Source organism: Xanthomonas dyei, assembly GCF_002939865.1.
Classification (GTDB): domain Bacteria; phylum Pseudomonadota; class Gammaproteobacteria; order Xanthomonadales; family Xanthomonadaceae; genus Xanthomonas; species Xanthomonas dyei.
In genome coordinates, this window is sequence record NZ_MDEE01000010.1 from 67,905 (window position 1) to 90,209 (window position 22,305).

A 22,305-nucleotide genomic window follows, 5' to 3' on the forward strand; every position below is an offset into this window, starting at 1 on the left:
GGATTGCGCTCGATTCAAAGCGTGGTGCTGCGCCAGGCGCCGGCCAATCTGCAGCGCGGGATCGAGGCGGTGGGCGGACGCCTGATCCTCACTGCCGACACGCTGCTGTTCCAGCCGCACGCGTTCAATGTGCAAACGCGTTCGCTTGCTGTCCCACTGCGCACCATCGTGTCGCTGCAACCGCGCTGGACCCGGCTGTTCGGGCTGCTGCCGGTGGCGCCGACATCGCTGGCCGTGCAGGTGGACAACGACGACGAGTACCGCTTTGTGATCGGCAAGCGCGACCAATGGATCGCCGCCATTACCAGCGCACGCGACGCGCTGAGCCAAGCCGAGCAGCCTTAAAACACCTGCCACCAAACGCAGTCATCGCAGTCATGCATCAACACCCCGTCTCCAAGTCGCAGTACAAGCGTGACCCGCACTTAGATTCATGGCTGAAGTTTGAACCGGGTGCACGCTCTGCATCTTCGGCAGTCGCAGCACAGGTCGCGTCCGCCTAGCATCGCGCAGCGGCATCACGGCCACATCCTCCCCTCAACTCTAAGCGGCCAACACAACGTAACGAGCAGTCGTCAGATGGGTGTGGACGGCGCGAAGGAACCGGAGTCGACGCGTGGCATATGCCGCACCGAGCACCGGCCGCGCCCACCTGGCGATGAGCACACTAGGTTTGTTAGCTGCTCCAAGGAACCGAACATGCTCCACTCCACCTTGCGCATGCTGGCATGCGCGCTGTGTCTGTACGGCGGCGTCAGCGCACCGGCCATGGCCGCCTTTGGATTCACCCGCAGCGGCGACCGCCTGGTGGTGGACACCGGCGCCGAGCTGGTGTTTTCGGTCAATGCCAACAACGGCGACATCGTGTCGATGCGCTACCGCGACAACGAGTTGCAGACCACCGAGTCCAAGGGCTCGCATATCGCCTCGGGCCTGGGCAGCGCCAGCGTGGACGCGCGCCTGGTGGACGGGGCGATCGTGGTGTCGGCCAAGGCCGGCGATCTGACCCAGTACTACATCGCACGCAAGGGCCGGAATGCGATCTACATGGCCACCTACGCACCGACCCTGCTGCCGGTGGGCGAACTACGCTTCGTCGCGCGCTTGAACGTCGCCAAGTTGCCCACCGCGCAGCAGGAGCCCGACTCCAATGTCGGTACCATGGTCGAAAGCGAAGACGTGTTTCTGCTACCGGATGGGCGCACCAGCTCCAAGTTCTATTCGGCGCGGCGCATGATCGACGATCAGGTGCATGGGGTCAGCGGCGCGGGGGTTGCAGTGTTCATGCTGATGGGCAACCGCGAGCGCAGTTCCGGCGGGCCGTTCTTCAAGGACATCGCCACGCAAAAAACCAGCCTGACGCATGAGCTCTACAACTACATGTATTCCGACCACACCCAGACCGAAGCGTTTCGCGGCGGCCTGCATGGCGTCTACGGTCTGCTGTTTACCGATGGCGGCGCACCGAGCAGTGCGCAGCTGAGCACCGACTTTGTCGATGCCACGTTGGGGGTGAGCGGCTATCTGGCCGACAGCGGGCGTGGTGCGGTGAGCGGGCGGGTCAGCGGCGTGCTGTCCGGCCAGCCGGCCGTAATCGGCCTGCGCAATGACCAGACGCAGTACTGGGCCACTGCCAACGGCAGCGGCGATTACCAGGTTACCGGCGTGCGCCCGGGCCGCTACCGCATGACGCTGTACCAGAACGAGCTGGAAGTAGCGCAACGCGATGTCGAAGTATTCGCCAATGCGACCGCGCAGGCGGCATTGCAGGCCGTGGTCTTGCCCGGCACGCTGAAATGGCAGATCGGTGTGCCCGACGGCACGCCGGCCGGATTTCGCCATGCCGACCTGCTGCCGCGCGCGCATCCTTCCGACACACGCATGCGCTGGGCGCCGGTCACCTACACCGTCGGGTCGAGCAGCGCGGTGAGTTTTCCGGCCGTGCAGTGGCGCAGCATCAACACGCCAACCCGGATCGACTTCACCCTGGCGTCCAGCGAGGTTCGCGGCTATCGCCTACGGATTTTCGTGCCGCTGGCGCAGGTCAGCGCGCGCCCGCAGATTGCCGTCAACGCGCGCTGGAACGGCCCGCTTCCTGCCGCACCCAATCAGCCGAAGACGCGCGGCATCACCCGTGGCACCACGCGCGGCAACAACACGCTGTATGAGGTGGACATCCCCGCCTCGGCGCTGCAGGTCGGCAGCAACCGCATCGAGATCGGGCTTGCATCAGGATCTCCGGACAACGGCTACCTCAGCCCGGCGGTGGTGTTCGATAGCCTCCAGTTGGTGGCGCTCTAGATCCGTCGCGCATGCCGGAAACACCCGCATGGCCACCACTGCACGTGCAGTGGTGGCCATGGTTCAAGTGGGCGTTGCCATCGCTGGATGCTGGCGGATCAGACGTTGTGCGCAGCCCCCCGCGCTTGCAACGATGCATGCATCACCCATGTCGTCGCACATCGCATCGATGGCGAATGATGCGTTTACTTGGCCGCAATCGAGCCGGTCAGCGATACCTTCCCCATCCCGCCGGTCACCTCGAAACCGCCTTCCACCACCTGCAGATACAGCTCGCTGCTGTAGCGGCCATCGCCACCGCGTAGCGCCTGCAATCTGGTCAAAAACGCCTTGACGTCCACATTGAGGTTGCCCTTGGCCGGAAGCGCGTTGCTGTTGCCGGCGCTGCCATGCGGGATGAAGGTGTAGACGTAGTAGCCGGCGGCCGCGTTATTGCCTTCCCACAGATCGTAGGTCACGCCGCCGGAGGTGAATGCATTGGACGCGGTCAACGTGCCCAGCGGATACGAATTGTTGGCGCCCCAGATCATCACTTCCAACTGCGGATCGCCCTTGCTGGTGTCCTTGCGGAAAAACAGATCGTAGGCAAAGTCGCCGGTCTGCCCGCTGCCGTTGGTGGTAAAGGCCAGCGTGCCGCTCAGGCTGCTCACCTTCGAGACCTGATGCGGAAAATAGCTGTCGGTGGCCGGGTTCATCGTGTAATGCCAGCCGCGGCAGATGGCCGGATAGCCGTACAACTGCCCACTGGGCAAGTTGTAGGAGATCGTCAGGCTGGGCGTGCTACCGGAGCCGAAGCTCGCTTTGATGTTGTTGGTGTTGTCGTTGAAATTATTGTTGTAAGCGTATTGCGTGCCGTAGACCTTGGTCTCGCCGGTCGCGGCGCTGGCGCCGGCGGCAACCAGTACCAGGGCCAGTCCAGCGGCGCGCGGCGAAACGCCGCAACGCAGAGGCAAACGGAAACGAGCGTGCACGTGCATGAGGTGAACTCCGATGATGGGTGGGAGGGCCACGCGCGCCCTCTGGCAACACGCCAGCGGGTGGGCGATGACCGTGGACGCATCCGGCGCAATGACGCCTTCGCGCCACGCCGAATGCCCGCGCACTGACGGGGCGCGAACATGGCCATCCCTGCAGACCGATCACCGTGGCCTCATCCGATGCGCGGCGCATCCATTGCATGCGCTGCACACACGACCACTTCATTGTTGAGATTCGAGTGAACCCGGCAGCAGTCTCCACCAAGTAGCGGCGCGCGCACGACGGCACATACCGTCAACGACACACCGCTGCGTGGACCGACCGCTGCGCTGGCGGTCCATGCACGACTCACCGGATGCGCTTACTTGGCATCCATCGTGGCGCTGACCTTGGCCCAGCCATTGCCGCGCACCACTTCAAACCCCGCTTCGGCCGCATGCAGATACATGCTGTTGCTGTAGCGGCCATCCTTGGAGCGGTTGTTCTGCAGCCAGGTCAAGAACGGCTTGGCATCGATGTTGAGATTGCCGCTGGTCTTGAGCGTCGGCTGGCCGGCGGTGCCGGTCGGGATGAAGGTGTACACGTAATAGCCGGCACCGGAGTTGAAGCCTTCCCACAGATCGAAGGTACGCCCGCCCGCAGTGATCACCTTGGTGGCGGTGACCGTGCCGATCGGCCAGGAGTTGTGGTCGCCCCAGATCATCACTTCCAGCTGCGGATTGCCCTTGGCGGTATCCCAGCGGAAGAAGATGTCGTAGGCAAAGTCGCCCGCCAGATTGGTGCCGCCGGCGCTGTAGTTGAACTTGAACGGGAGCGAGGAAATCGAGGAAATCTGTTTTGGGAACAACGTGTCGCTGGTCGGATTCCAGTCGTAGTGCCAGCCGCGCACGATCGCCGGATACCCATACAGGTTGTAGTCGGCGAAGTTGAAAGTGACGGTGAGCTCCGGCGTGGTACCGGTACCGAAGGTGCCCTGGATGATGTTGTTGGGATCGTTGAAATTATTGACCCACGCATAGTGGTTGCCAAAGATCTTGTACGGCCCAGCCAGTGCCGCCGGTGCCAGCGCCACCAGACCAATGGCCAGCGCGGCCTTCCACCAGCGCGATGCGCGCCGCCGTGTGGTGGGCGCCTGCGCACCGGTCAGTGTGAGGGTGTTGGATGGGGTGGTGTGCATGTTGACTCTCCATGGTGTTCAGCGCGGCGGCGCCAGTGCGGCGCCCCCGGGACCCGCCCTGCAGCGGTGCGGCCGACCCTAGCAGCGGCGCTGCGGCAGGAGCTATAGCGATTCCGGCGGGACAGCCGCGCCAAGCGCGATAGCGGGCGCTACCTTGCATCCCGAACGTGCCCTGATCCTCAGTTCGCACCCAACTTCCTGTCGGTCCGGCATGTACCGCTCAGGTGCGTGGCCTGGCGCCGCACGCCAATGGTGCAGAGCCACATGGTCGTGTGCTCGTACCGACCCGGGCAGCCGACGGCGGCGCTGGGCGGACGCGGCCGTCTGCCTCCTGGCTGCGGGGCACTGTCCCCGCCAGTCCAGCTGGACCGACCATGCCGTGTCCAATCTGCCCAAGCACCACACGCCCGACACGCAGAGCACCACGGACATCGTGAAGCACCGCCCTTCGACAGACAGGTTTTGCGCCGCTTGCCCCGCACCGGCCCGGCCGCGCCGACCGCTGGCTCTACGCGCGGCGGCGGTTTTGCGATAGCGTTCGCAATTAGGAACGACGCAACAGCCGGAGGGGGCGACGATGCGCATCGGAATCGTGGTGGACAGTGCGTGCGATTTGCCGCAGGACTTCATCCAACGCAACAACGTGATCGTGCTGCCGATCAGCGTCCGTATCGGCGAGGCCGTGCTGGCCGATCATCGCGATGAAGAAGCCACGCTGAGTTTTCTGCAGGCGCATGTGGCCGAGCGTGGGCACGAAGCAGAGACCACACCGTTTTCGGTCAACCAGATCCGCGATCTGTTCCTGCAGCGCCTGGTCATCGATTACGACCACGTGTTCTGCCTGACCATCTCCAAGCTGCGCAGCCAGATCTACGACAATGCCATGCAGGCCAGCTTCGCGATCCTCAACGACTACAAGCCGATCCGTCAGGCCGCGGGGCACAGCTCGCCCTTCGCATTGCGCGTGATCGATACCTTGAACCTGTTTGCCGGCCAGGGCATCACCGCGGTGGAAGCGGTGCGCCTGCGCGAGCAGGGCCAGGGTGTTGCAGCGATCCGTACGCGCCTGGAGCAGCTGGCCGAGCACACCTATGGCTACATGATTCCGCGCGATCTGTATTACCTGCGCGCGCGTGCACGCACCAAAGGCGATCGCAGCGTGGGCCTGATCGGCGCGGCGCTGGGCAGTGCGCTGGATATCAAGCCGGTGCTGCGTGCCTATCGCGGCGTCACCGAACCGGTGGCCAAGCTCAAGGGCTTCGAGCCGTCGGCCGAGAAGCTGTTCGGCTTTACCGTGCGCAAGCTCCACGAGGGCCTGATGACGCCCACCGTGTGCGTCGGCTATGGCGGCGAGCTGGCCGAGCTGCATGCCCTGCCCGGCTATGCCGCGTTGCAGGCCGCCTGCCAGAGCCATGGCGTGGACCTGTTCGAAAGCGTGATGAGCCTGACCGGCATGGTCAACGTGGGCAAGGGCGCGCTGGCGGTGGCCTTCGCCGCAGAACCGCATCGTTTTTCCGCCTGAAGCAAGCGCTTGGCGGCACATGGCCTTCGACGGCGTTCTCACCCGCCCTCGGCTAGTGTGCCGCCGTCATTCAACGGAGTGTGTCCATGCCTGTCAGCTACTCGATCAGCCTGCCCGACCCCAAGCTCGCCCGCGGCAGCGCGCCATCGGTGAGCTTCACCGCCAACGGCGCCGAGGCGTTTGCCGAACAGTTGCAGGCCGCACTGCGCGACCCGGCCTGGTTCGATCGCTGGCGCCAGCTACAGGCCGACCCGGACGAAGTGGACCCCGCGCTGGGCATCACCGATCCGTCGGCCACCGTCACCGGCAAGCAGGACGATCTGCGCATCGACCTGGTCGCCACCACCAGCATTCCCGGAGACCTGTTCAAACAGCGCATGCAAGCCCTGGCCGGCCACCACTGGCAAATGCGCGACGTGCGTTGACCCTGTGCGCCGCCACGCTGCATGCGTGGCGGCGCGCGGTCATGCCCGCGCCAATGCGCCGCGTGGTCAACGCCATTTGAGATTGACCGCCAGCGTGCCGAGCACGATCATCGCCAGACCCAGCCACTGCACCGGCACCACCGCCAGTGGCCGTTCGCGGCTGATACGCCGCGACATCAAGAGCGGCGCCGCCAGCAGGGTCAGCGCAATCCCGAACGGATAACCGCGATCGGCGCGATGCCACAACCGCGCCGGATCGGTCGAGCACGCCACGCCGACAACGGCCAGCAGCGTCCAGCCCAGGTCGCTTCGGCGCGTGCGCTCGCCTTGCAGCACCGCCGCCAGGATCAGCATCGGCATCCGTATTCGAGCCGCAGTGACTACACCGATCACCTGCGCCTGAGCTGCGGCCAACCCTGGAGCGACCGCCTGGAAACAGCCATGCGCCACTTGGGCAGACTCGCTGCGCAGCAGCTGCGCTAGCCACCGGTCATGTCTGGCGAAAAGTGAGCGCACAAGCCCTTTTCCCGATGGGAGAAGGAAGTCGGACGCATCGTGCCGCGTCAAGCCCCTCTCCCACCGGGAGAGGGGTTGGGGTGAGGGTGCGGTGCGAAGGCACTCACGCAATCACTCTCTGCACCGAGCTGCGCGCGTACCTCACCCGCCCCTACGGGGCACATTCTCCCGATGGGAGAAGGGAACTACGCGCCAAACGGCAGCAAATAGCGACCGCAACACATGCGGCAGGGTGCACATGTATCAACGGCGAGCGCATTCCGGAACACCGTCGCTTGCCACCGCAACAACAACACAATCAACCACGCAATGCCGCAGCATGATGCGCAATATGCTCGCCGATGAAGCTGGAGATGAAGTAATAGCTATGGTCGTACCCAGGCTGCATGCGCACGGTCACCGGATACGCCGCAGCCTTGGCCGCGTCTTCGAATAACCCGGTTTTCAGCTGATTTTCCAGAAATTCGTCCGCCCCGCCCTGATCGATCAACAGCGGCAAACGCTCCTGCGCCTGCGCGATCAACGCGGTGGCGTCATATGCCTTCCAGCTGTTGCGATCGTCGCCCAGATACTGCCCAAACGCTTTCTCGCCCCACGGCACCTGGCTGGGTGCCACGATGGGCGAAAACGCCGACACGCTGCGATAGCGCCCTGGGTTCTTCAACGCGATGGTCAATGCGCCATGCCCGCCCATCGAGTGGCCGCTGATCGCGCGCGCACCGGTGGTGGCAAAGTGCGCTTCGATCAGTGCCGGTAATTCGTTCACCACGTAGTCGTACATGCGGTAGTGCGCAGCCCATGGCTGCTGCGTCGCATCGACATAGAAGCCGGCGCCCTTGCCGATGTCGTAGCCCTCTGCATCGGCCACATCGTCGCCACGCGGGCTGGTATCCGGCGCGACCAGAATCACCCCATGCTCGGCGGCGTAGCGCTGCGCACCGGCCTTGCTGATGAAGTTTTGCTCGGTGCAGGTCAGGCCGCTGAGCCAATACAGCACCGGCAACGGACCATCGGCGGCCTGCGGCGGCAGATACACGCCCACCGTCATGCTGCAATCCAAGGCCTGCGACTGATGCCGGTACACGTCCTGCCAACCACCAAAACAGGCACGGTGTTCGATACGTTCCATGAAGATTCCTTACGAAGAGAAAACCCTGCGCCCGGAGACCGGGCGCAGGGCTGGACCATCAGTGCAACAAGCCCTTCTTGCGCGCCACCTGCGTCGACAGCGCATCCATCAACGCCGGCGACAGGCAGTCGTAGGGAGTCAATCCCAGCTCGGTCAGACGCGCGCGCACGCCCTCCATCTGATCCGGCGGGGTGCCGGTTTCGATGATGGACGAGACGAATGCGGCAAAGCCCGGCGCCGACCACCCCTGCTGCTTGGACAGCTCGGTGTGCACGAAATCCAGCCCGTAGAACGCATGCTCCTTGTTCTCGATCCGGCCGATCAGGTGCACGCCGCATGCCGTGCAGGCGTGTCGCTGGATCGTCGCGCTTTCATCGACGATCTTCAGCTTTTCTCCATGCGCAAGCACCTTGACCTTGTCGCGCGGCGCCACCGCAATCACGGAAAACGTCGCGCCCTCGGGTTTCCAGCATTTACTGCAGCCGCATGCGTGGTTGTGTGCGGTCTGCGCACCCACTTCCACCACCACCTTGTCGCTGGCGCAGTGGCATTCGAGGGTTCCTCCTTGAAAATTTTCCGCACCACCTCGCGCAACGCCACCATCTACCAAAGGATGAATCGACACGTTAGCCATCATGCCCCTCCCGGAGTCTCGGTCCCACGTGCGCGGAAGCGGCCGCGCGCCGCTCCTGGCCGTGTGGTCAGAAATGAATCACGGTACGGATCGACTTGCCTTCATGCATCAGGTCGAAGGCTTCGTTGATCTCTTCCAGCGGCATGGTGTGGGTGATGAACGGATCGAGATCGATCTCGCCCTTCATCGACTGCTCCACCATGCCAGGCAATTGCGTGCGCCCCTTGACGCCACCGAAGGCGCTGCCGCGCCACACGCGGCCGGTGACCAGTTGGAACGGACGGGTGCTGATTTCCTGGCCGGCGCCGGCCACGCCGATGATGACGCTCTCGCCCCAGCCCTTGTGGCAGCACTCCAGCGCCGAACGCATCACGTTGACGTTGCCGATGCACTCGAAGCTGAAATCCACGCCGCCATCGGTCAACTCCACGATCACTTCCTGGATCGGCTTGTCGTAGTCCTTCGGGTTGATGCAATCGGTGGCGCCCATGCTGCGCGCCAGGTCGAACTTGCCCGGGTTGGTATCGATGGCCAGGATGCGCCCGGCCTTGGCCTGCACCGCACCCTGGATCACCGCAAGACCAATGCCGCCCAAACCGAACACGGCTACGCTCTCACCCGGCTTGACCTTGGCGGTGTTGTGCACCGCACCGATGCCGGTGGTGACGCCGCAGCCGAGCAGGCAGACCTTTTCCAGCGGCGCTTCGGGATTGACCACCGCCAGCGAGATTTCCGGCACCACGGTGTATTCGCTGAAGGTGCTGCAGCCCATGTAGTGGAAGATCGGCTCGCCGTTATAGGAGAAGCGCGTGGTGCCGTCCGGCATCAGGCCCTTGCCCTGAGTGGCGCGCACGGCCTGACACAGGTTGGTCTTGCCGGATAGACAGAATTTGCACTTGCGGCATTCGGCCGTGTACAGCGGGATCACGTGGTCGCCGACCTTGACGCTGGTCACGCCCTCGCCGATCTGCTCGACGATGCCGCCGCCTTCGTGGCCCAGCACCGACGGAAAGATACCTTCCGGATCATCGCCGGACAGCGTAAAGGCATCGGTATGGCACACGCCGGTGTGAGTGATGCGGACCAGCACTTCGCCGGCCTTCGGCGGTGCGACGTCGATCTCGACGATTTCCAGCGGCTTGCCGGGTCCGAATGCGACTGCTGCACGGGATTTCATTGGGATAGCGCTCCTGACGAGGATGTTCGAGGACGGACACGGCATGTGCCGGCCCGGTGGGAGTTCATTTGAGGTAAGACCGGACCAGGCCCAGCAGGTCCTGTATCCGCTTGGCGCGTTGCGCATCGGACACAGCAGCATGCCCGAAGTCTTCACGGACATGCGCTTCAAGCACCTGCGACATCAACCCATTGACGGCCCCCCGGATCGCGGCGATCTGCTGTAGCACCGGGGCGCAGTCTGCGCCCGATTGCAACGCACGCTCAAGTGCGTCGCACTGCCCACGCAACCGCCGTACTCGCGCCAGTGCGCGTTTCTTTTCCAGCGGCGAATGCGGCATGCCGGCCCTCCACCCAAGATACTGGGGGGCAGTATAGGCATCTGTATGGAAAAAGCGATGCCGAGGGCTGTCGAGCAGTCGATACACACGCTGCACGCAAACAGAAGGTGACCGCGCTCACATCATCGCCGTACTGCCTTCGCATCACATCCAGGCAGTGCTGCGCGCATCATCCTGCTGCATTGCCGCACGCGATTGCGCAGCGTGGCGTGCTCGCGGCTAACGCTGTGAGCGCTGGTCGTGCTCGCATTTGAACTGCAGGCAAGTGGCGTGAAAGCGCTCAAGCGCGGGAGAAAAAAACTTGTCGCGATGGGCGATCAGAAAGAACCGCCGGGTCAAGCGCGGCAGCCCACCGGCCAACGGCTTCAACTTCTTCGTTGCGATCAGCTCATCCACCACCCAGCGCGACAGGCAACTCACACCCAGGCCCTGCACCACCATGTTCTTGATCGCTTCCGAGCTGCCGATCTGCCGCGTATCGGACAATGCATGCAGATGCCGCAGCAGCAACTGCTCGACCTCTTCACGCGTGCCCGAGCCCGGCTCGCGCAACAGCCAGTCGGCGTCGCGCAGGTCGGCCAACGTGACCTTGGCCCGCTTGGCCAACGCATGCCGGCGACCGACCACGACCAGCAACTCGTCCACCAGCCACGGCTCGGCACGCAGCTCCGGCAGATGACAGGGCCCTTCGATCAAGCCCATGTCCAGCTCGAAGTTGGCCACCTTGCGCGCGATCGCGCTGCTATTGGCGCTTTCCATATCAACGCGCAGCGCTGGCGCCTGCTTGCGTAGCGCATGCAGCACCAGCGGCAACACATGATTGCCGATCGTCGTGCTGCAACCGATCTTCAAGCGAGCTTTAGAAGACGCAGCGCCCGGTTCGAATCCCGCCTCGATCTCCTGCGCGCCATCGAGCAGCTTGCGCGCCTGCGGCAACAGCGCCGTGCCCACATCGTTGAGCACCAAACGTTTGCCGACGCGATCGAATAACTGCGTGCCCAACGCATGCTCCAACTCATTGAGCGCTGCACTGGTGGCCGACTGCGACAACGCCACCGCCAGCCCGGCGCTGGTGGTGCTGCCATGTTGGGCAATGGCGCAAAAGATCTGAAGTTGCCGCAACGTCAGGCGCACGACTTACCTGCTTTACAAGTATCAGATAGCGATATTACCCGTTTTACAGCTACGTCCTATCGCTCGACACTTATGCCACTGTCCTCTCCAAGGTGCCACCCACCGCCATGTCCACTGCGACTGCACTGCCCGTCACCCAAAGGCTGCGTCCCTTCAAGGCGTTGTCCGGCCCGCGCGAGGTCATCCGCCAGTTCACCCCGAACTGGTTCGCTGCCACCATGGGCACCGGCATTTTCGCGCTGGCGCTCGGTCAACTGCCGTGGCACGTTCAAGGCTTGGCGGTGGTCGGCGAGCGCCTGTGGATGTTCAACGTTGCGCTGTTTGTCGTCTTCGCGCTGCTGTATGCCGCGCGTTGGGTGCTGTTCTTCGATGAAGCCAAACGGATCTTCGCGCACGCCAGCGCCTCGATGTTCCTGGGCACCATCCCGATGGGCCTGGCGACCATCATCAACGGTCTGTTGCTCTACGGCGTGCCACGTTGGGGCAGCGCTGTGTTGCCGCTGGCCGAGGCTTTGTGGTGGGTGGACGCGGCAATGGCAGTGGCCTGCGGAGTGGGCGTGCCGTATTTGATGTTTACCCGGCAGCAGCACCGCATCGAGCAGATGACTGCGGTGTGGTTGTTGCCGGTGGTGGCGGCCGAGGTGGCGGCGGCCAGCGGCGGGCTGTTGGCTCCGCACCTTGCCGATGCAGGCACGCGGTTCGCGATGCTGATTGCCAGCTATGCGTTGTGGGCGTATTCGGTGCCGGTGGCGATGAGCATCCTGGTCATCCTGCTGCTGCGCATGGCCTTGCATCAGCTGCCGCCGGCCAGCATGGCGGCATCGAGCTGGTTGTCGCTCGGCCCGATCGGCACCGGTGCGCTGGGCATGCTGGTGATGGGCGCCGACGCCCCGGCGATCTTCGCCGCACACGGGCTGGCCGAGCTCGGGCACATCGCCGCGGGCGTCGGCGTGATCGGCGGCGTGCTGTTCTGGGGTTTGGGCGCCTGGTGGCTGCTGCTGTCGGTGCTGATCACCGCGCGCTATTTCCGTGCCGAGGTGCCGTTCAATCTGGGCTGGTGGGGCTTTACCTTTCCACTTGGCGTCTACGCCGTGGCCACCTTGAAACTTGGCGCGCTAGTGCAACTGATGTTCTTCAATACGCTCGGCGTCGCCCTGGTGGCCGTGCTTGGCGTGGTCTGGGCAGTCGTCGCGGCCAGGACCCTGGCCGGCGCATATCGCGGCAATCTGTTCGTATCGCCCTGCATTGCGGAACTGCATAGCGAAACGACTGCGCGGTGAGCGGTGCAGTCAAGAGTGCTTGATCGATTCGTTGCCATTGGTTCCGCCACCGCTGCACTCTACTCAGCCGGCGACTACTCGGTCGTGCATCGCATGCATGCGGCGCCATGACTGTGCGTACCGAGCAGGCCCATCAGCGCACCATTGAGCAACTAAAGTGAACGGCACAACGCCAATACCGCTGCGCCCTGTCGGCAGCAACGTTCGCCTGAAACCATGCGCGACCAAGATGCGCTAGCCCTTGGTTGGCACCAACCGGTGGCGGGACGGAGTCGTGCACGACCGCAGGCGCGGCCTGGCGCATCACCCCCTCAACGATCGACCACGACCGGCGCAATGCCCACAGCGTGTTGCGGCGCATGGTCCGGCAGCGACGCCAGTACCGCGCTGCAGAATCGCCCTGCAAAGGCGGCATCGTTGGCTTGATAAAACGCACGCGCATTGGCCGACAGCGCATCCAGTGCGGCCTGCGGCATCGCAAGCGCGGTCTCCACCGCTTGCGCGATTCCCGCTGCGTCCACGTAGTAATACGACGCCAGGCGCCGCTGGCGCACGTCTCCCACCGGAATCAGCACACCATGCTCCGGCTTGACCAGCTCGTTCATCGGCTCGCCATCGGTGGCCAAGGTCACCGCCCCCACGCTCAGCGCTTCCATCAGGTAGTGGCCGAAGCCTTCGGCCTCGGAAGGACACAAGTGGAAAAGATGCGCATTCTGCAGCCGACGCAGTTCCGCATCGTCGAGATAGCGCACGCGGTGATCGATATTCGGCGCCACCACCGGCTTGCCGGCGGTCCGCGGACTCTGCACCACCGTCAGCAGCGGCCACTCCGGATGCTGCTTCCAGGTGTCCAGCAGCACGCGGGTGCCCTTGGCGGTACTGCGCCCGGCCAGATGAAAAAAGGCCCGCTGGCGCGGCACCCGGGCGTCGTAGCGATCCGGACTGGTAAAGCCGATGAAATGCGTGGTGCAGCCCAGGCTCTGGAAAATCCGCTCGGCATGGTGGGTCTTGCACAGCACCGCGTCGAATTTCGGCAGCAACGGCAGCCATTTGGGCAGCAGCCATTCCGGATTGGGCACCAGCAGGTTGATCTGCCCCAGCGGCAGGCAGCGCGCATACACGCGCTCGGAAAAAATCTGCAGCGGCACCCGCCCGAACAGCGCGCGACTGGCCCACAGGCGCACCTCGCGTCCGGTGTCCTGCAACCGCTGGCTGGTGAACCCCAGCTCCTGCACGGGCACGCCGCCGGCGCGCAGGGTCTGCGCCATCAGTACCATGTCGCGGGTCAGGCCCACGCCGTTATCGCGGCTGATCACCCGCATCATCGGAAACGCCTTGCCATTCACGCACTCGCCATCGGGATGGCGCAGTGTCGAAGCGATGGTGTCCTGCGTGATGTCCCGTCCCGTCATGTTGCCTTGCACGTGTGCCAATAATTGACAAATTTGATCATTATGATGTGTGTTCCAGCCTTGCAACTGCGAGCACCATGTATCCGGTAGCCACCACCCTGCGCGGGCCAACCTCCGCGCCACCGACGATGACCTCCATGGATATGCAACAACCCTGCGTTCTTGTGGTCGACGACGACCCGGACCTGCGCAAGCTCATCGGCGAATTTCTGAGCGCCCACGGGTACCAGGTGGACGTTGCCGAAAACGTGGCGGACATGCGCACGCGCATGGCGCAGCGCCGCCCCGACCTCATCGTACTCGACGTGATGATGCCGGGAGAAGATGGGCTGAGCGCAGCGCGCGCCCTGGCCAGCGAACGCGGTTCGCCGGCAGTCATCATGCTCAGTGCGCTGGGCAACGACACCGACCGCATCATCGGCCTGGAAGTGGGCGCCGACGACTACCTGGCCAAACCCTGCAACCCGCGCGAACTGCTGGCGCGGGTGCGCGCCTTGCTGCGCCGCAGCCAGGCCAGCAACGAGCAGGCCGACCAGCGCGGAAACGTCTACGAATTCGCCGGCTGGCGGCTGGACGTGGTGCGCCGCGACCTGCGCGACCCCACCGGCATCTTCATCAATCTCTCCGACGGCGAATTCGCGTTGCTGCGCACCTTCGTCGAGCATCCGCAACGCGTGCTCAGCCGCGACCAGCTGCTGGACTACGCACGCGGCCGCGATACCAACGTCTACGACCGCGCCATCGACAGCCAGATCAGCCGCCTGCGCCGCAAGATCAATGAGCGCGTCCATACCGAGTTGATTCGCACCGTACGCAACGAAGGCTACATGCTGCTGCCGGGCGTCTCGCGTCTGTGAGCAAACCGGCACGTCGCGGGCTGTCGATCTTTGCCCGCACGTTCGTCCTGCTGGCGGTGGCCCTGCTCACCGCCCAGGTCATCGGCATCGCCCTGCTGGTGATGCGCACCCCTGTCTACGAGCCGCCGGTGCACCCGCCGGAAGTGGTGGCGCTGCTGTCCACGCGCATGCCCGCCGGCACCCAGACCCTGAAGGTGCACGACGGCGCGCAGCAGCCGTCCGCACCGCCTGGCCAGGTGCGCGATGCCTTCGCGGAAATGCTGCTGGCGCACTGGCTGGATGTCGATGCGCAGCGCGTGCGGTTCTATCGCAGTGCCGACGACCGCGAAAGCCCGCGACTGGCCGCCGACCGACCACGGCATCTGCCCGGCCAGCTGCACGCCACCGATGCCACAGGCAGCGACGGCCGGCAACGGATGTCGCCCGACTGGGCGTCCGACCGCAACGCCGGCGACTCGCCGTTCGGCAACGGGCTGCGCCCGGATCAGGCCCCCGATGACTGGGAAAGCGAACGCCTGACACCCGGCGTGCCGCTGCTGGATGGTTTTACCGCCGCACTGCAGCAGCCCGATGGCCGCTGGCGCACGGTGGAATCGCCGCGGCGGCGGCTGTCGGCCGAATTCAAGACCCATATCGTGCTGTTGTTCCTGGCCGGCCTGCTCGCCAACGGGCCGCTGGCATGGTGGTTCTCGCGCGCGCTGTCGGCACCGATCAAGCGCTTTGCCGAAGCCGCCGACCGGCTGGGCCGCAATCCCCACGCCGCCGCACTGCAACGCAGCGGCCCACCGGAAATCGTCCGCGCCGCCGATTCGTTCAATGCGATGCAGGCGCGCCTGAACCGGCTGATCAACGAGCGCACCCATATGGTGGCGGCCATCGCGCACGACCTGCGCACCCCGCTGGCGCGGTTGTCGTTTCGACTGGACGACCTGCAACCGCCGCTGCGCGAAAAGGCGCTGGCCGATATCGACGAGATGAAGGCGATGATTTCCGCGGCGCTGGACTTCATCCAGAACGACCGCCATCGCGGCGAACGCGCGCCGCTGGATCTGCGCTTGCTGGTGGAGAGTGTGGTCGACAACGCCACCGATATCGGCGCCGACGCAGTGCTGCTGCCCGGCCCGACCATCACCCTGGATGGCGACCCGCTGGCATTGCGCCGCGCGGTAATGAATCTGCTCGAAAACGCCCTGAAATACGGCAAGTGCGCGCGCCTTCAGCTCACCCGCGATGGCGAGGATGGCGTGCTGTGGATCGACGACGACGGCCCCGGCATCGACCCCAGCCAGCGCGAACAACTGCTACTGCCGTTCGTGCGTGGCGAGTCTTCGCGCAATCGTGGCACCGGTGGCATCGGCCTGGGCTTGTCGGTCACCCATAGCATCGTGCTGGCGCATGGCGGCGACCTGCGCCTGGACAATCGCACGGCAGGCGGCCTGCGCGTGACAGTACGCCTGCCGTGCATGGGCAAACCAAACTGAGACTGCGGCCGACCCTGCGCATCAGGGCGCCAGGGTGGAAGCCGCGCAATCAAGGCTGCATCACCGACAACTCGCCGCATACGCATCCACGCACAGCAACGCCGCGCGTTCGGCTAACCGCTTCCTCAGTACGCAAACTCGCGGAAGACGCGGTCGATATCGCCGTTCCATGCGCCGTGATACAGCGCCAGCTTGCGCTCGGCAGCGGTAACGCCGCTCTCGGCGATCTCGGCGATCACGTCGACAAAGCCGGTTTCGTCCTGGCCATCGCCATTCAAGCGCGCGCGCCGGCGCAGGCCTTCGCGGGCGATGTTGACTGCCTCTACCGCCAGGTCGCGCACGGTGCCGTTGCGGAACGGCAGACCCAGCGCGTGCTTGGGTACGCCGTCGCGCAGGGCGTGGCGTTCGGTGGGGCTGAAATCCTTGACAAGGTCCCAGGCCGCATCCAGCGCGGTCTGGTCGTACAACAGCCCCACCCAGAACGCCGACAACGCGCACAGGCGATTCCACGGGCCGGCATCGGCGCCACGCATTTCCAGATACTTCTTCAGGCGCACTTCCGGAAACGCGGTGGTCATGTGGTCCGACCAGTCGCGCAGCGTCGGCAACGCGCCCGGCAACGCCGGCAGCTTGCCTTGCATGAAATCGCGGAAGCTCTGCCCGCTGGCATCGACATAGACGCCATTGCGATACGAAAAATACATCGGCACATCGAGCAGGTAATCGACGTAGCGCTCGTAGCTGAAACCGTCTTCGAACACGAAATCCAGCATGCCGGTGCGATCGGCGTCGGTGTCGGTCCAGATGTGCGAGCGATAGCTCAGGTAGCCGTTGGGCTTGCCCTCGGTGAACGGCGAATCGGCGAACAAGGCGGTGGCGATCGGCTGCAATGCCAGCGACACGCGGAACTTCTGCACCATGTCCGCTTCGGTGGCGTAATCCAGATTGACCTGCACCGTGCAGGTGCGCGTCATCATGTCCAGGCCGAGCGAGCCGACCTTGGGCATGTAGTTCTTCATGATCTGGTAGCGGCCCTTGGGCATCCACGGCATCTGGTCGCGCCGCCACTTGGGCTGGAAGCCCATGCCCAGGAACCCAAGCTGCAACTCGCCGGCGACCTGGGCCACTTCGTCCAGATGGGTGCCGGTTTCCACGCATGTGTCATGCAGGGTTTCCACCGCCGCGCCGGACAATTCCAGCTGGCCAGCCGGCTCCAGCGTCACCGAGGCGCCGTCGCGCAGCAGCGCGATGGTGTGGCCGTTTTCCTGCACCGGCTCCCAGCCGAACCGGGTCAACCCGGTCAGCAAGGCTTGAATGCCACGCGCGCCTTCGAAAGTGGGCGCGCGCAGATCATCGAGCTGGAAGCCGAACTTCTCGTGCTCGGTCCCGATCCGCCAGTCCGCGCTGGGCTTCTCGCCGGAGGCGAGCACCTGGACCAGTTCCGCGCGTTCGGTGATCGGCGTTTCGGCAACGTGGCTGGGACTCGACAAGGGCAGGCTCGCAAACGTGAAGGGGTGGGACGATGTGGGGATACTCCCCGGCCACCGCAAGGCCCGCACTATACCCGTAGGGCATGCAAGTATTGCCGCCATTAGCCGGGTCTGAGATTTCCATCCATGCGCACGCCGCAGGATGTGCCGCAGTGCGCATCTCAGCAGTCAACGCTTCCGCCGCAACACCTGTTGCGATCAGGCGGCCGCAACCGGTACACCGGTCGACCCTGGCTGCCGACCGGCCCGTACCGACCGGCACACACGAGGACGGCGAGCACTGGCTCGCCTTCTTGCATCGCATCAAAAGGACGCGGCCATAACGGCCGCCAGGCATCACTCGACGACGGGCGTTTCCACACCCAGGCCCAGCCAGCCGCCAACGATGCCGCGCAATTCGTCCACGCCCTGGCGCGATTCGCCGGAGTAGGTCTGCACGGTCACGCTGTCGCCGAAGCGCGAGGTCACTTCCTTCTTGACCTTCTGCAGGGTCTGCATCTGCTGGCCACGGCCGAGCTTGTCGGCCTTGGTCAACAAGCCGTGCGCAGGCAGGCCGCGTTCGGCGGCGTAGCCGAGCATCTGCAGGTCGTAATCCTTGAGCGGATGGCGGATGTCCATCACCACCACCAGGCCGCGCAGCGCCTCGCGGGTGCGGAAATAGCGGTCGATGAAGGCCTGCCAGTGCGCCTGCAGGTCCTGCGGCACCTTGGCGTAGCCGTAACCGGGCAGATCCACCAGATAGCGCTCGGGCTGGATCTGGAAGAACACCAGCTGCTGGGTGCGGCCGGGGGTCTTGGACACGCGGGCGAGCGCGTTCTGGCGGGTCAGCGCATTGAGTGCGCTTGATTTTCCGGCGTTGGAGCGGCCGGCGAAGGCCACCTCGTAACCGCCATCGTCGGGCAATTGCCGGGCGTTATGGGCGGACAGGTGGTAGCGGGCTTGTTCGATAAGGAGCGACATCTCACTAGGATCGCACGTTCGGGCCCGGCGGTTTTGCTGCACTGTTCGTTGACCCTGGCGCAAAGGCGTGTCGATAATCGAAGCATGCCTGCCACTGCCAGCACCCAACGCGCGCGGGCCGGGTCCATACGGAGCTTTAGCTGATGCGCCATGCTCGTGTGCTAGTCCTCACCGCCCTCGCCGTGCCGGTCATTGCCGCCGTGGCGTTTGCGCAATCGGCGGTCACGCCGATCCCCGATCCACCGCCTGTGCGCGTTGCGCCGCTGGAGGTGGATCTGGCCAAGACCACCTGGGGCGATGCCAAGGCCGGCCAGGCCAAGGCGGCCGCCTGCGCAGCCTGCCACGGCCCGGACGGCAATCCGGCGGTGGCGATGTACCCGCGCATCGCCGGGCAAACCGAGCGCTATGTGGCGCATCAGGTGGCCCTGATCGCCAGCGGCGAGCGCAATACCGGGATGTCGGCGGTGATGGTGCCGTTCGTCAAGGACCTCACCGCGCAGGACATGCGCGACCTGGGCGCCTACTTCGCCACCCAGAAGGCGTCCGCCGGGGTCGCCGACGATGCAGTGATCGCCGAGGGCCCGTATCAGGGCATGAAGTTCTACGAGGTCGGCGAAAAGCTCTACCGCGGTGGCGACATCGCGCGTGGCGTGCCGGCCTGCATGGCGTGCCACGGCCCATCCGGCGGCGGCAATCCGGGCCCGGCGTATCCGCGCCTGGGCGGCCAGCATGCCGACTACGTGGCGCGGCGCCTGAAGGACTACCAGGCCGGCACCACCCAGGAGCGCAATCCGGCGCTGTTCAATATCATGGCGCAGGTGGCACGCCCGCTGAGCGAGCAGGAGATCCAGGCGCTGTCCAGCTATCTGCAAGGCCTGCACGACCGCGCCGACGATGCCGCCGCTGCACAGACGCCTGCCGGCACACCGGCGCGCTCATGAGTTGAGGCGCCCACCTGCCCCACCGTGTCACGACGCCGGTCCCGCGACCGGCGTCGTCGTTTCCCGCCCCCCTCTTTAGATCCCACGGAGCCTGCATGAATCTGCTTTCCCGCCTGTCCCTGCTGTTGTTGATCCTGGTGCCACTGGCGGCCTGCGCCGCCGACAAGACGGCGCCGCCGGTCGAAGGCGAGGACTACACCCTGATCGACGGTGGCCAGCCGTATGCGCCACTGGCCGGCAAGGTCGAAGTGGTGGAAGTGTTCGGCTACACCTGCCCGCATTGCGCGCACTTCGAGCCGACGCTGGAAGCCTGGGCGGCCAAGCAACCGTCCTACGTGCGCTTCACCCCGGTGCCGGCCGCTTTCGGCGGGTTCTGGGACACGTTTGCGCGCGCGTACTTCGCCGCCGACATCCTCGGTGTGGCCAAGCGCAGCCACCGCGCCATGTTCGATGCCATCCACGAAAAACAGAGCGTGCCGACCCAGAACGTGGCGCCGGAAGAACTGGCTGCGTTCTATGCCAACTACGGCGTGCCGCAGCAGCGCTTCGTCGAGACCTACAAGAGCCAGGCGGTGGACGCCAAGCTGGATGCCGCGCGCGACTTCGCCAAGCGCAGCAAGCTGCCCGGCACCCCGGCCATCATCGTCAACGGGCGTTACCTGATCGGCGCGCGCAATTACCCGGACATGCTGCGCGTGGCCGACTACCTCATCGCCCGCGAGCACGCCGCGCCTGCCAAGCGCTGAACCGCGTAACCGCCACCGACGGTCGCCGTGGCATCATGCGCCCCGCGGCCGTCCGGCCCTTTCCTCGCCCCACGCTGGAGATCCAATCCGATGAAGACCCGCTTCGCCCTGACGCTGATGGCGCTGCTGCCGATCCTGGTCGCCTGCAAGGCCCAGGACGGCTCGTCCGACACCGCACCTGCCGCCGCAACGCCGGCTGCCGAGACGGCGCCTGCACCTGCAGCTGCCCCGGCTACCGATCCGGCCGCCCCGCCTGCGGTTGGCGAAAGCGCCGCCGCGCCGCCGGCCGCCGCGCCCAGTGCCGCTCCGCGCGCACCGAACGGCCCCGAGCCGGTCGCCGGCACCGACTATGTGGACATCCAGGCAGGCCAGCCGTACCAGCAGGCCGCCGGCAAGATCGAAGTGGCCGAAGTCTTTGGCTATGTCTGCCCGGCCTGCAATGCGTTCCAACCGCTGGTCGGGCCGTGGAAGGCCGGGCTGCCGTCGGACGTGCATTTCGTCTACGTGCCGGCGATGTTCGGTGGCCCGTGGGATGACTATGCGCGTGCGTTCTACGCCGCCGAGACCCTGGGCGTGCAGGAAAAGACCCACGAAGCGCTGTACAAGGCCATCCACGTCGACCAGACCCTCAAGGGCGAGCGCGGCAAGGATTCGGTGCAGGACATCGCCGCGTTCTACGCCAAGTACGGCGTGGACCAGAAGACCTTCATCGACACCATGAGCAGCTTCGGCGTCTCGGCCAAGACCAACCGCGCCAAGCAGTTCGCCACCCGTAGCCAGATCACCGGCACGCCGTCGCTGATCGTCAATGGCAAGTACCTGGTCAAGGGCAAGAGCTTCCCGGACATGCTGCGCGTGGCCGATCACCTGATCGCGCGCGAACGCGCCACCCTGGCCAAGTGAGCCGGGCGACCGCCGCATCGTGAACGCTTCGGACTCGCGCACCCTGCGGGTGCTGACCGCCAATATCCAGGCCGGCTCCAGCACCCGCCGTTACAGCGATTATGTGACCCGCAGCTGGTCGCACGCGTTACCGCTGGGAGCCAAACGCACCAGCCTGGACAGCATCGCCAAGCTGGCCGGCGACCGCGACATCGTCGGCCTGCAGGAGGCCGACCCAGGCAGCCTGCGCTCGGGCTTCACCAACCAGACCCACTATCTGGCCGAGCGTGCCGGCTTCCACTACTGGAGCCACCAGCCCAACCGCCGCATGGGCGGGGTGGCGTCCAGCGCCAACGGATTGCTGAGCAAGCTGGAACCGCTGGAAGTCCAGGACCATGCATTGCCCGGCCGCATCGGCGGACGCGGCATCCTGCTGGCCAAGTTCGGGCAAGGCCGCGATGGGCTCGCGGTTGCGGTGGCGCATCTGTCGCTGGGCGCCAATTCGCGCATGGCCCAGTTGGCCTTCATCGCCGAGCTGCTCTCCGAGCATCCCAACGCGATGCTGATGGGCGACTTCAACTGCGTGGCCGACCGTCCAGAGATGCAGGCGTTGTATCGGCATACGCGATTGCAGCCGCCGAGCTGCGTGGTGCACACCTTCCCAAGCTGGCGCCCGGACCGGGCGATCGACCATATCCTGGTCAGCGACAGTCTGGTGATCGAGCACACCGAAGCGATTCCTGCCGCGTTCTCCGATCATCTGGCAGTGGGTATGGATATCCGCGTTCCGCTGCAGTTGCTGCGCTAGCGCACGCAAAGTGCCGACGGGTTCGCACTGGCGAACTCGACCGACGACACCCCCTCGACACCGCCCGTGCGATAACGCAGGCGGTTTTTCGTTGGGAGCACGTCACGTGATACGC

The 22,305-nt window shown here is 65.2% G+C and carries 20 protein-coding genes, 1 other RNA gene and 4 pseudogenes; 13 read left to right on the plus strand and 12 right to left on the minus strand.

Going from position 1 to position 22,305, the window contains the following annotated elements:
- Positions 1-3 precede the first annotated feature (3 nt).
- A complete protein-coding gene (locus XdyCFBP7245_RS09090) occupies positions 4-345 on the plus strand; it encodes a hypothetical protein (RefSeq protein ID WP_104615426.1) in 342 nt (113 codons plus the stop codon).
- A 204-nt stretch (positions 346-549) separates the two neighbouring features.
- On the opposite strand, the gene XdyCFBP7245_RS09095 is transcribed toward XdyCFBP7245_RS09090, so the two are convergent.
- Positions 550-625, minus strand: a non-coding RNA gene (locus tag XdyCFBP7245_RS09095) — sX9 sRNA.
- 74 nt (positions 626-699) lie between these two features.
- Here XdyCFBP7245_RS09095 and XdyCFBP7245_RS09100 point away from each other — a divergent pair.
- Positions 700-2,301 (plus strand): rhamnogalacturonan lyase B N-terminal domain-containing protein, encoded by a 1,602-nt coding sequence (locus XdyCFBP7245_RS09100; protein WP_104615367.1) that lies wholly within the window; start codon positions 700-702, stop codon positions 2,299-2,301.
- A gap of 185 nt (positions 2,302-2,486) precedes the next feature.
- On the opposite strand, the gene XdyCFBP7245_RS09105 is transcribed toward XdyCFBP7245_RS09100, so the two are convergent.
- Positions 2,487-3,278, minus strand: a complete 792-nt coding sequence (locus XdyCFBP7245_RS09105; protein WP_104615368.1) for a GH12 family glycosyl hydrolase domain-containing protein — start codon at positions 3,276-3,278, stop codon at positions 2,487-2,489.
- Positions 3,279-3,640: 362 nt separating this feature from the next.
- Positions 3,641-4,456, minus strand: coding sequence for a GH12 family glycosyl hydrolase domain-containing protein (locus tag XdyCFBP7245_RS09110; RefSeq protein ID WP_104615369.1), 816 nt, complete (start codon positions 4,454-4,456; stop codon positions 3,641-3,643).
- 577 nt (positions 4,457-5,033) lie between these two features.
- Between XdyCFBP7245_RS09110 and XdyCFBP7245_RS09115 the strand changes: the two genes are divergently transcribed.
- Both XdyCFBP7245_RS09115 and XdyCFBP7245_RS09120 read left to right on the plus strand, forming a co-directional pair.
- Positions 5,034-5,978: a DegV family protein gene (locus XdyCFBP7245_RS09115; protein ID WP_104615370.1), complete on the plus strand. Its 945-nt coding sequence runs from the start codon at positions 5,034-5,036 to the stop codon at positions 5,976-5,978.
- Between the two features lie 86 nt (positions 5,979-6,064).
- Positions 6,065-6,403, plus strand: a complete 339-nt coding sequence (locus tag XdyCFBP7245_RS09120; RefSeq protein WP_170068584.1) for a hypothetical protein — start codon at positions 6,065-6,067, stop codon at positions 6,401-6,403.
- Positions 6,404-6,469: 66 nt separating this feature from the next.
- Here the strand turns inward: XdyCFBP7245_RS09120 and XdyCFBP7245_RS09125 are convergent.
- Positions 6,470-6,793 (minus strand): annotated as a pseudogene (locus XdyCFBP7245_RS09125) (EamA/RhaT family transporter); the annotation flags it as partial.
- Between XdyCFBP7245_RS09125 and XdyCFBP7245_RS24465 the strand changes: the two are divergent.
- A pseudogene (locus tag XdyCFBP7245_RS24465) lies at positions 6,761-6,886 on the plus strand (PLP-dependent aminotransferase family protein); the annotation flags it as partial. The pseudogenes XdyCFBP7245_RS09125 and XdyCFBP7245_RS24465 sit on opposite strands and share 33 nt — an antisense overlap.
- A 331-nt stretch (positions 6,887-7,217) precedes the next feature.
- Here the strand turns inward: XdyCFBP7245_RS24465 and fghA are convergent.
- The 5 genes from fghA to XdyCFBP7245_RS09155 all read right to left on the minus strand — a co-directional run bounded on the left by fghA (position 7,218) and on the right by XdyCFBP7245_RS09155 (position 11,333).
- Entirely contained in the window at positions 7,218-8,048 is an 831-nt protein-coding gene (fghA, locus tag XdyCFBP7245_RS09135; protein ID WP_104615372.1) for an S-formylglutathione hydrolase, read from the minus strand.
- A 58-nt stretch (positions 8,049-8,106) separates the two neighbouring features.
- Positions 8,107-8,682 carry an S-(hydroxymethyl)glutathione synthase gene (gene gfa, locus XdyCFBP7245_RS09140; RefSeq protein WP_104615428.1) on the minus strand — a complete coding sequence of 192 codons (576 nt, stop codon included), beginning with the start codon at positions 8,680-8,682 and terminating at the stop codon, positions 8,107-8,109.
- A gap of 67 nt (positions 8,683-8,749) precedes the next feature.
- Positions 8,750-9,859, minus strand: a complete 1,110-nt coding sequence (locus tag XdyCFBP7245_RS09145) for an S-(hydroxymethyl)glutathione dehydrogenase/class III alcohol dehydrogenase (RefSeq protein ID WP_104615373.1) — start codon at positions 9,857-9,859, stop codon at positions 8,750-8,752.
- 64 nt (positions 9,860-9,923) lie between these two features.
- Positions 9,924-10,199 carry a metal-sensing transcriptional repressor gene (locus XdyCFBP7245_RS09150; RefSeq protein ID WP_104615374.1) on the minus strand — a complete coding sequence of 92 codons (276 nt, stop codon included), beginning with the start codon at positions 10,197-10,199 and terminating at the stop codon, positions 9,924-9,926.
- A gap of 219 nt (positions 10,200-10,418) precedes the next feature.
- Positions 10,419-11,333, minus strand: coding sequence for a LysR family transcriptional regulator (locus XdyCFBP7245_RS09155; RefSeq protein ID WP_104615375.1), 915 nt, complete (start codon positions 11,331-11,333; stop codon positions 10,419-10,421).
- A gap of 107 nt (positions 11,334-11,440) precedes the next feature.
- Between XdyCFBP7245_RS09155 and XdyCFBP7245_RS09160 the strand changes: the two genes are divergently transcribed.
- Positions 11,441-12,613 (plus strand): TDT family transporter, encoded by a 1,173-nt coding sequence (locus tag XdyCFBP7245_RS09160; protein WP_104615376.1) that lies wholly within the window; start codon positions 11,441-11,443, stop codon positions 12,611-12,613.
- 311 nt (positions 12,614-12,924) lie between these two features.
- Here the strand turns inward: XdyCFBP7245_RS09160 and XdyCFBP7245_RS09165 are convergent, their stop codons facing one another.
- Entirely contained in the window at positions 12,925-14,025 is a 1,101-nt protein-coding gene (locus tag XdyCFBP7245_RS09165) for a glycosyltransferase (RefSeq protein WP_104615377.1), read from the minus strand.
- Between the two features lie 137 nt (positions 14,026-14,162).
- Between XdyCFBP7245_RS09165 and XdyCFBP7245_RS09170 the strand changes: the two genes are divergently transcribed.
- The 3 genes and pseudogenes from XdyCFBP7245_RS09170 to XdyCFBP7245_RS09175 form a co-directional block, all read left to right on the plus strand.
- On the plus strand, positions 14,163-14,882 hold the full coding sequence (locus tag XdyCFBP7245_RS09170; RefSeq protein WP_104615378.1) for a response regulator: 720 nt from the start codon (positions 14,163-14,165) through the stop codon (positions 14,880-14,882).
- Positions 14,879-15,218, plus strand: a pseudogene (locus XdyCFBP7245_RS24890) (two-component sensor histidine kinase); the annotation flags it as partial. The gene XdyCFBP7245_RS09170 and the pseudogene XdyCFBP7245_RS24890, both read left to right, overlap by 4 nt.
- Before the next feature lie 128 nt (positions 15,219-15,346).
- Positions 15,347-16,363 (plus strand): annotated as a pseudogene (locus XdyCFBP7245_RS09175) (ATP-binding protein); the annotation flags it as partial.
- A 125-nt stretch (positions 16,364-16,488) separates the two neighbouring features.
- Here the strand turns inward: XdyCFBP7245_RS09175 and XdyCFBP7245_RS09180 are convergent.
- Both XdyCFBP7245_RS09180 and yihA read right to left on the minus strand, forming a co-directional pair.
- On the minus strand, positions 16,489-17,853 hold the full coding sequence (locus tag XdyCFBP7245_RS09180; RefSeq protein ID WP_104615380.1) for a glutamate--cysteine ligase: 1,365 nt from the start codon (positions 17,851-17,853) through the stop codon (positions 16,489-16,491).
- Between the two features lie 336 nt (positions 17,854-18,189).
- Positions 18,190-18,813, minus strand: coding sequence for a ribosome biogenesis GTP-binding protein YihA/YsxC (gene yihA / locus XdyCFBP7245_RS09185; RefSeq protein WP_104615381.1), 624 nt, complete (start codon positions 18,811-18,813; stop codon positions 18,190-18,192).
- A gap of 143 nt (positions 18,814-18,956) precedes the next feature.
- Between yihA and XdyCFBP7245_RS09190 the strand changes: the two genes are divergently transcribed.
- From XdyCFBP7245_RS09190 to XdyCFBP7245_RS09205, 4 genes are all read left to right on the plus strand, one after another.
- Positions 18,957-19,754: a c-type cytochrome gene (locus XdyCFBP7245_RS09190; RefSeq protein WP_170068586.1), complete on the plus strand. Its 798-nt coding sequence runs from the start codon at positions 18,957-18,959 to the stop codon at positions 19,752-19,754.
- A 95-nt stretch (positions 19,755-19,849) separates the two neighbouring features.
- Positions 19,850-20,500 carry a thiol:disulfide interchange protein DsbA/DsbL gene (locus XdyCFBP7245_RS09195; protein ID WP_104615382.1) on the plus strand — a complete coding sequence of 217 codons (651 nt, stop codon included), beginning with the start codon at positions 19,850-19,852 and terminating at the stop codon, positions 20,498-20,500.
- A 90-nt stretch (positions 20,501-20,590) separates the two neighbouring features.
- Positions 20,591-21,403 carry a thiol:disulfide interchange protein DsbA/DsbL gene (locus XdyCFBP7245_RS09200; RefSeq protein WP_104615383.1) on the plus strand — a complete coding sequence of 271 codons (813 nt, stop codon included), beginning with the start codon at positions 20,591-20,593 and terminating at the stop codon, positions 21,401-21,403.
- Between the two features lie 49 nt (positions 21,404-21,452).
- Entirely contained in the window at positions 21,453-22,190 is a 738-nt protein-coding gene (locus XdyCFBP7245_RS09205) for an endonuclease/exonuclease/phosphatase family protein (RefSeq protein ID WP_055848219.1), read from the plus strand.
- The last annotated feature ends 115 nt before the right edge of the window (positions 22,191-22,305 follow it).

Bases quoted from the DNA above. Each gene is read 5' to 3' on its own strand.
- XdyCFBP7245_RS09100 (WP_104615367.1), top strand. From the start codon at position 700: ATGCTCCACTCCACCTTGCGCATGCTGGCATGCGCGCTGTGTCTGTAC.
- XdyCFBP7245_RS09105 (WP_104615368.1), bottom strand. From the start codon at position 3,278: ATGCACGTGCACGCTCGTTTCCGTTTGCCTCTGCGTTGCGGCGTTTCG.
- XdyCFBP7245_RS09110 (WP_104615369.1), bottom strand. From the start codon at position 4,456: ATGCACACCACCCCATCCAACACCCTCACACTGACCGGTGCGCAGGCG.
- XdyCFBP7245_RS09115 (WP_104615370.1), top strand. From the start codon at position 5,034: ATGCGCATCGGAATCGTGGTGGACAGTGCGTGCGATTTGCCGCAGGAC.
- XdyCFBP7245_RS09120 (WP_170068584.1), top strand. From the start codon at position 6,065: ATGCCTGTCAGCTACTCGATCAGCCTGCCCGACCCCAAGCTCGCCCGC.
- fghA (WP_104615372.1), bottom strand. From the start codon at position 8,048: ATGGAACGTATCGAACACCGTGCCTGTTTTGGTGGTTGGCAGGACGTG.
- gfa (WP_104615428.1), bottom strand. From the start codon at position 8,682: ATGGCTAACGTGTCGATTCATCCTTTGGTAGATGGTGGCGTTGCGCGA.
- XdyCFBP7245_RS09145 (WP_104615373.1), bottom strand. From the start codon at position 9,859: ATGAAATCCCGTGCAGCAGTCGCATTCGGACCCGGCAAGCCGCTGGAA.
- XdyCFBP7245_RS09150 (WP_104615374.1), bottom strand. From the start codon at position 10,199: ATGCCGCATTCGCCGCTGGAAAAGAAACGCGCACTGGCGCGAGTACGG.
- XdyCFBP7245_RS09160 (WP_104615376.1), top strand. From the start codon at position 11,441: ATGTCCACTGCGACTGCACTGCCCGTCACCCAAAGGCTGCGTCCCTTC.
- XdyCFBP7245_RS09165 (WP_104615377.1), bottom strand. From the start codon at position 14,025: ATGACGGGACGGGACATCACGCAGGACACCATCGCTTCGACACTGCGC.
- XdyCFBP7245_RS09170 (WP_104615378.1), top strand. From the start codon at position 14,163: ATGGATATGCAACAACCCTGCGTTCTTGTGGTCGACGACGACCCGGAC.
- yihA (WP_104615381.1), bottom strand. From the start codon at position 18,813: ATGTCGCTCCTTATCGAACAAGCCCGCTACCACCTGTCCGCCCATAAC.
- XdyCFBP7245_RS09190 (WP_170068586.1), top strand. From the start codon at position 18,957: ATGCGCCATGCTCGTGTGCTAGTCCTCACCGCCCTCGCCGTGCCGGTC.
- XdyCFBP7245_RS09195 (WP_104615382.1), top strand. From the start codon at position 19,850: ATGAATCTGCTTTCCCGCCTGTCCCTGCTGTTGTTGATCCTGGTGCCA.
- XdyCFBP7245_RS09200 (WP_104615383.1), top strand. From the start codon at position 20,591: ATGAAGACCCGCTTCGCCCTGACGCTGATGGCGCTGCTGCCGATCCTG.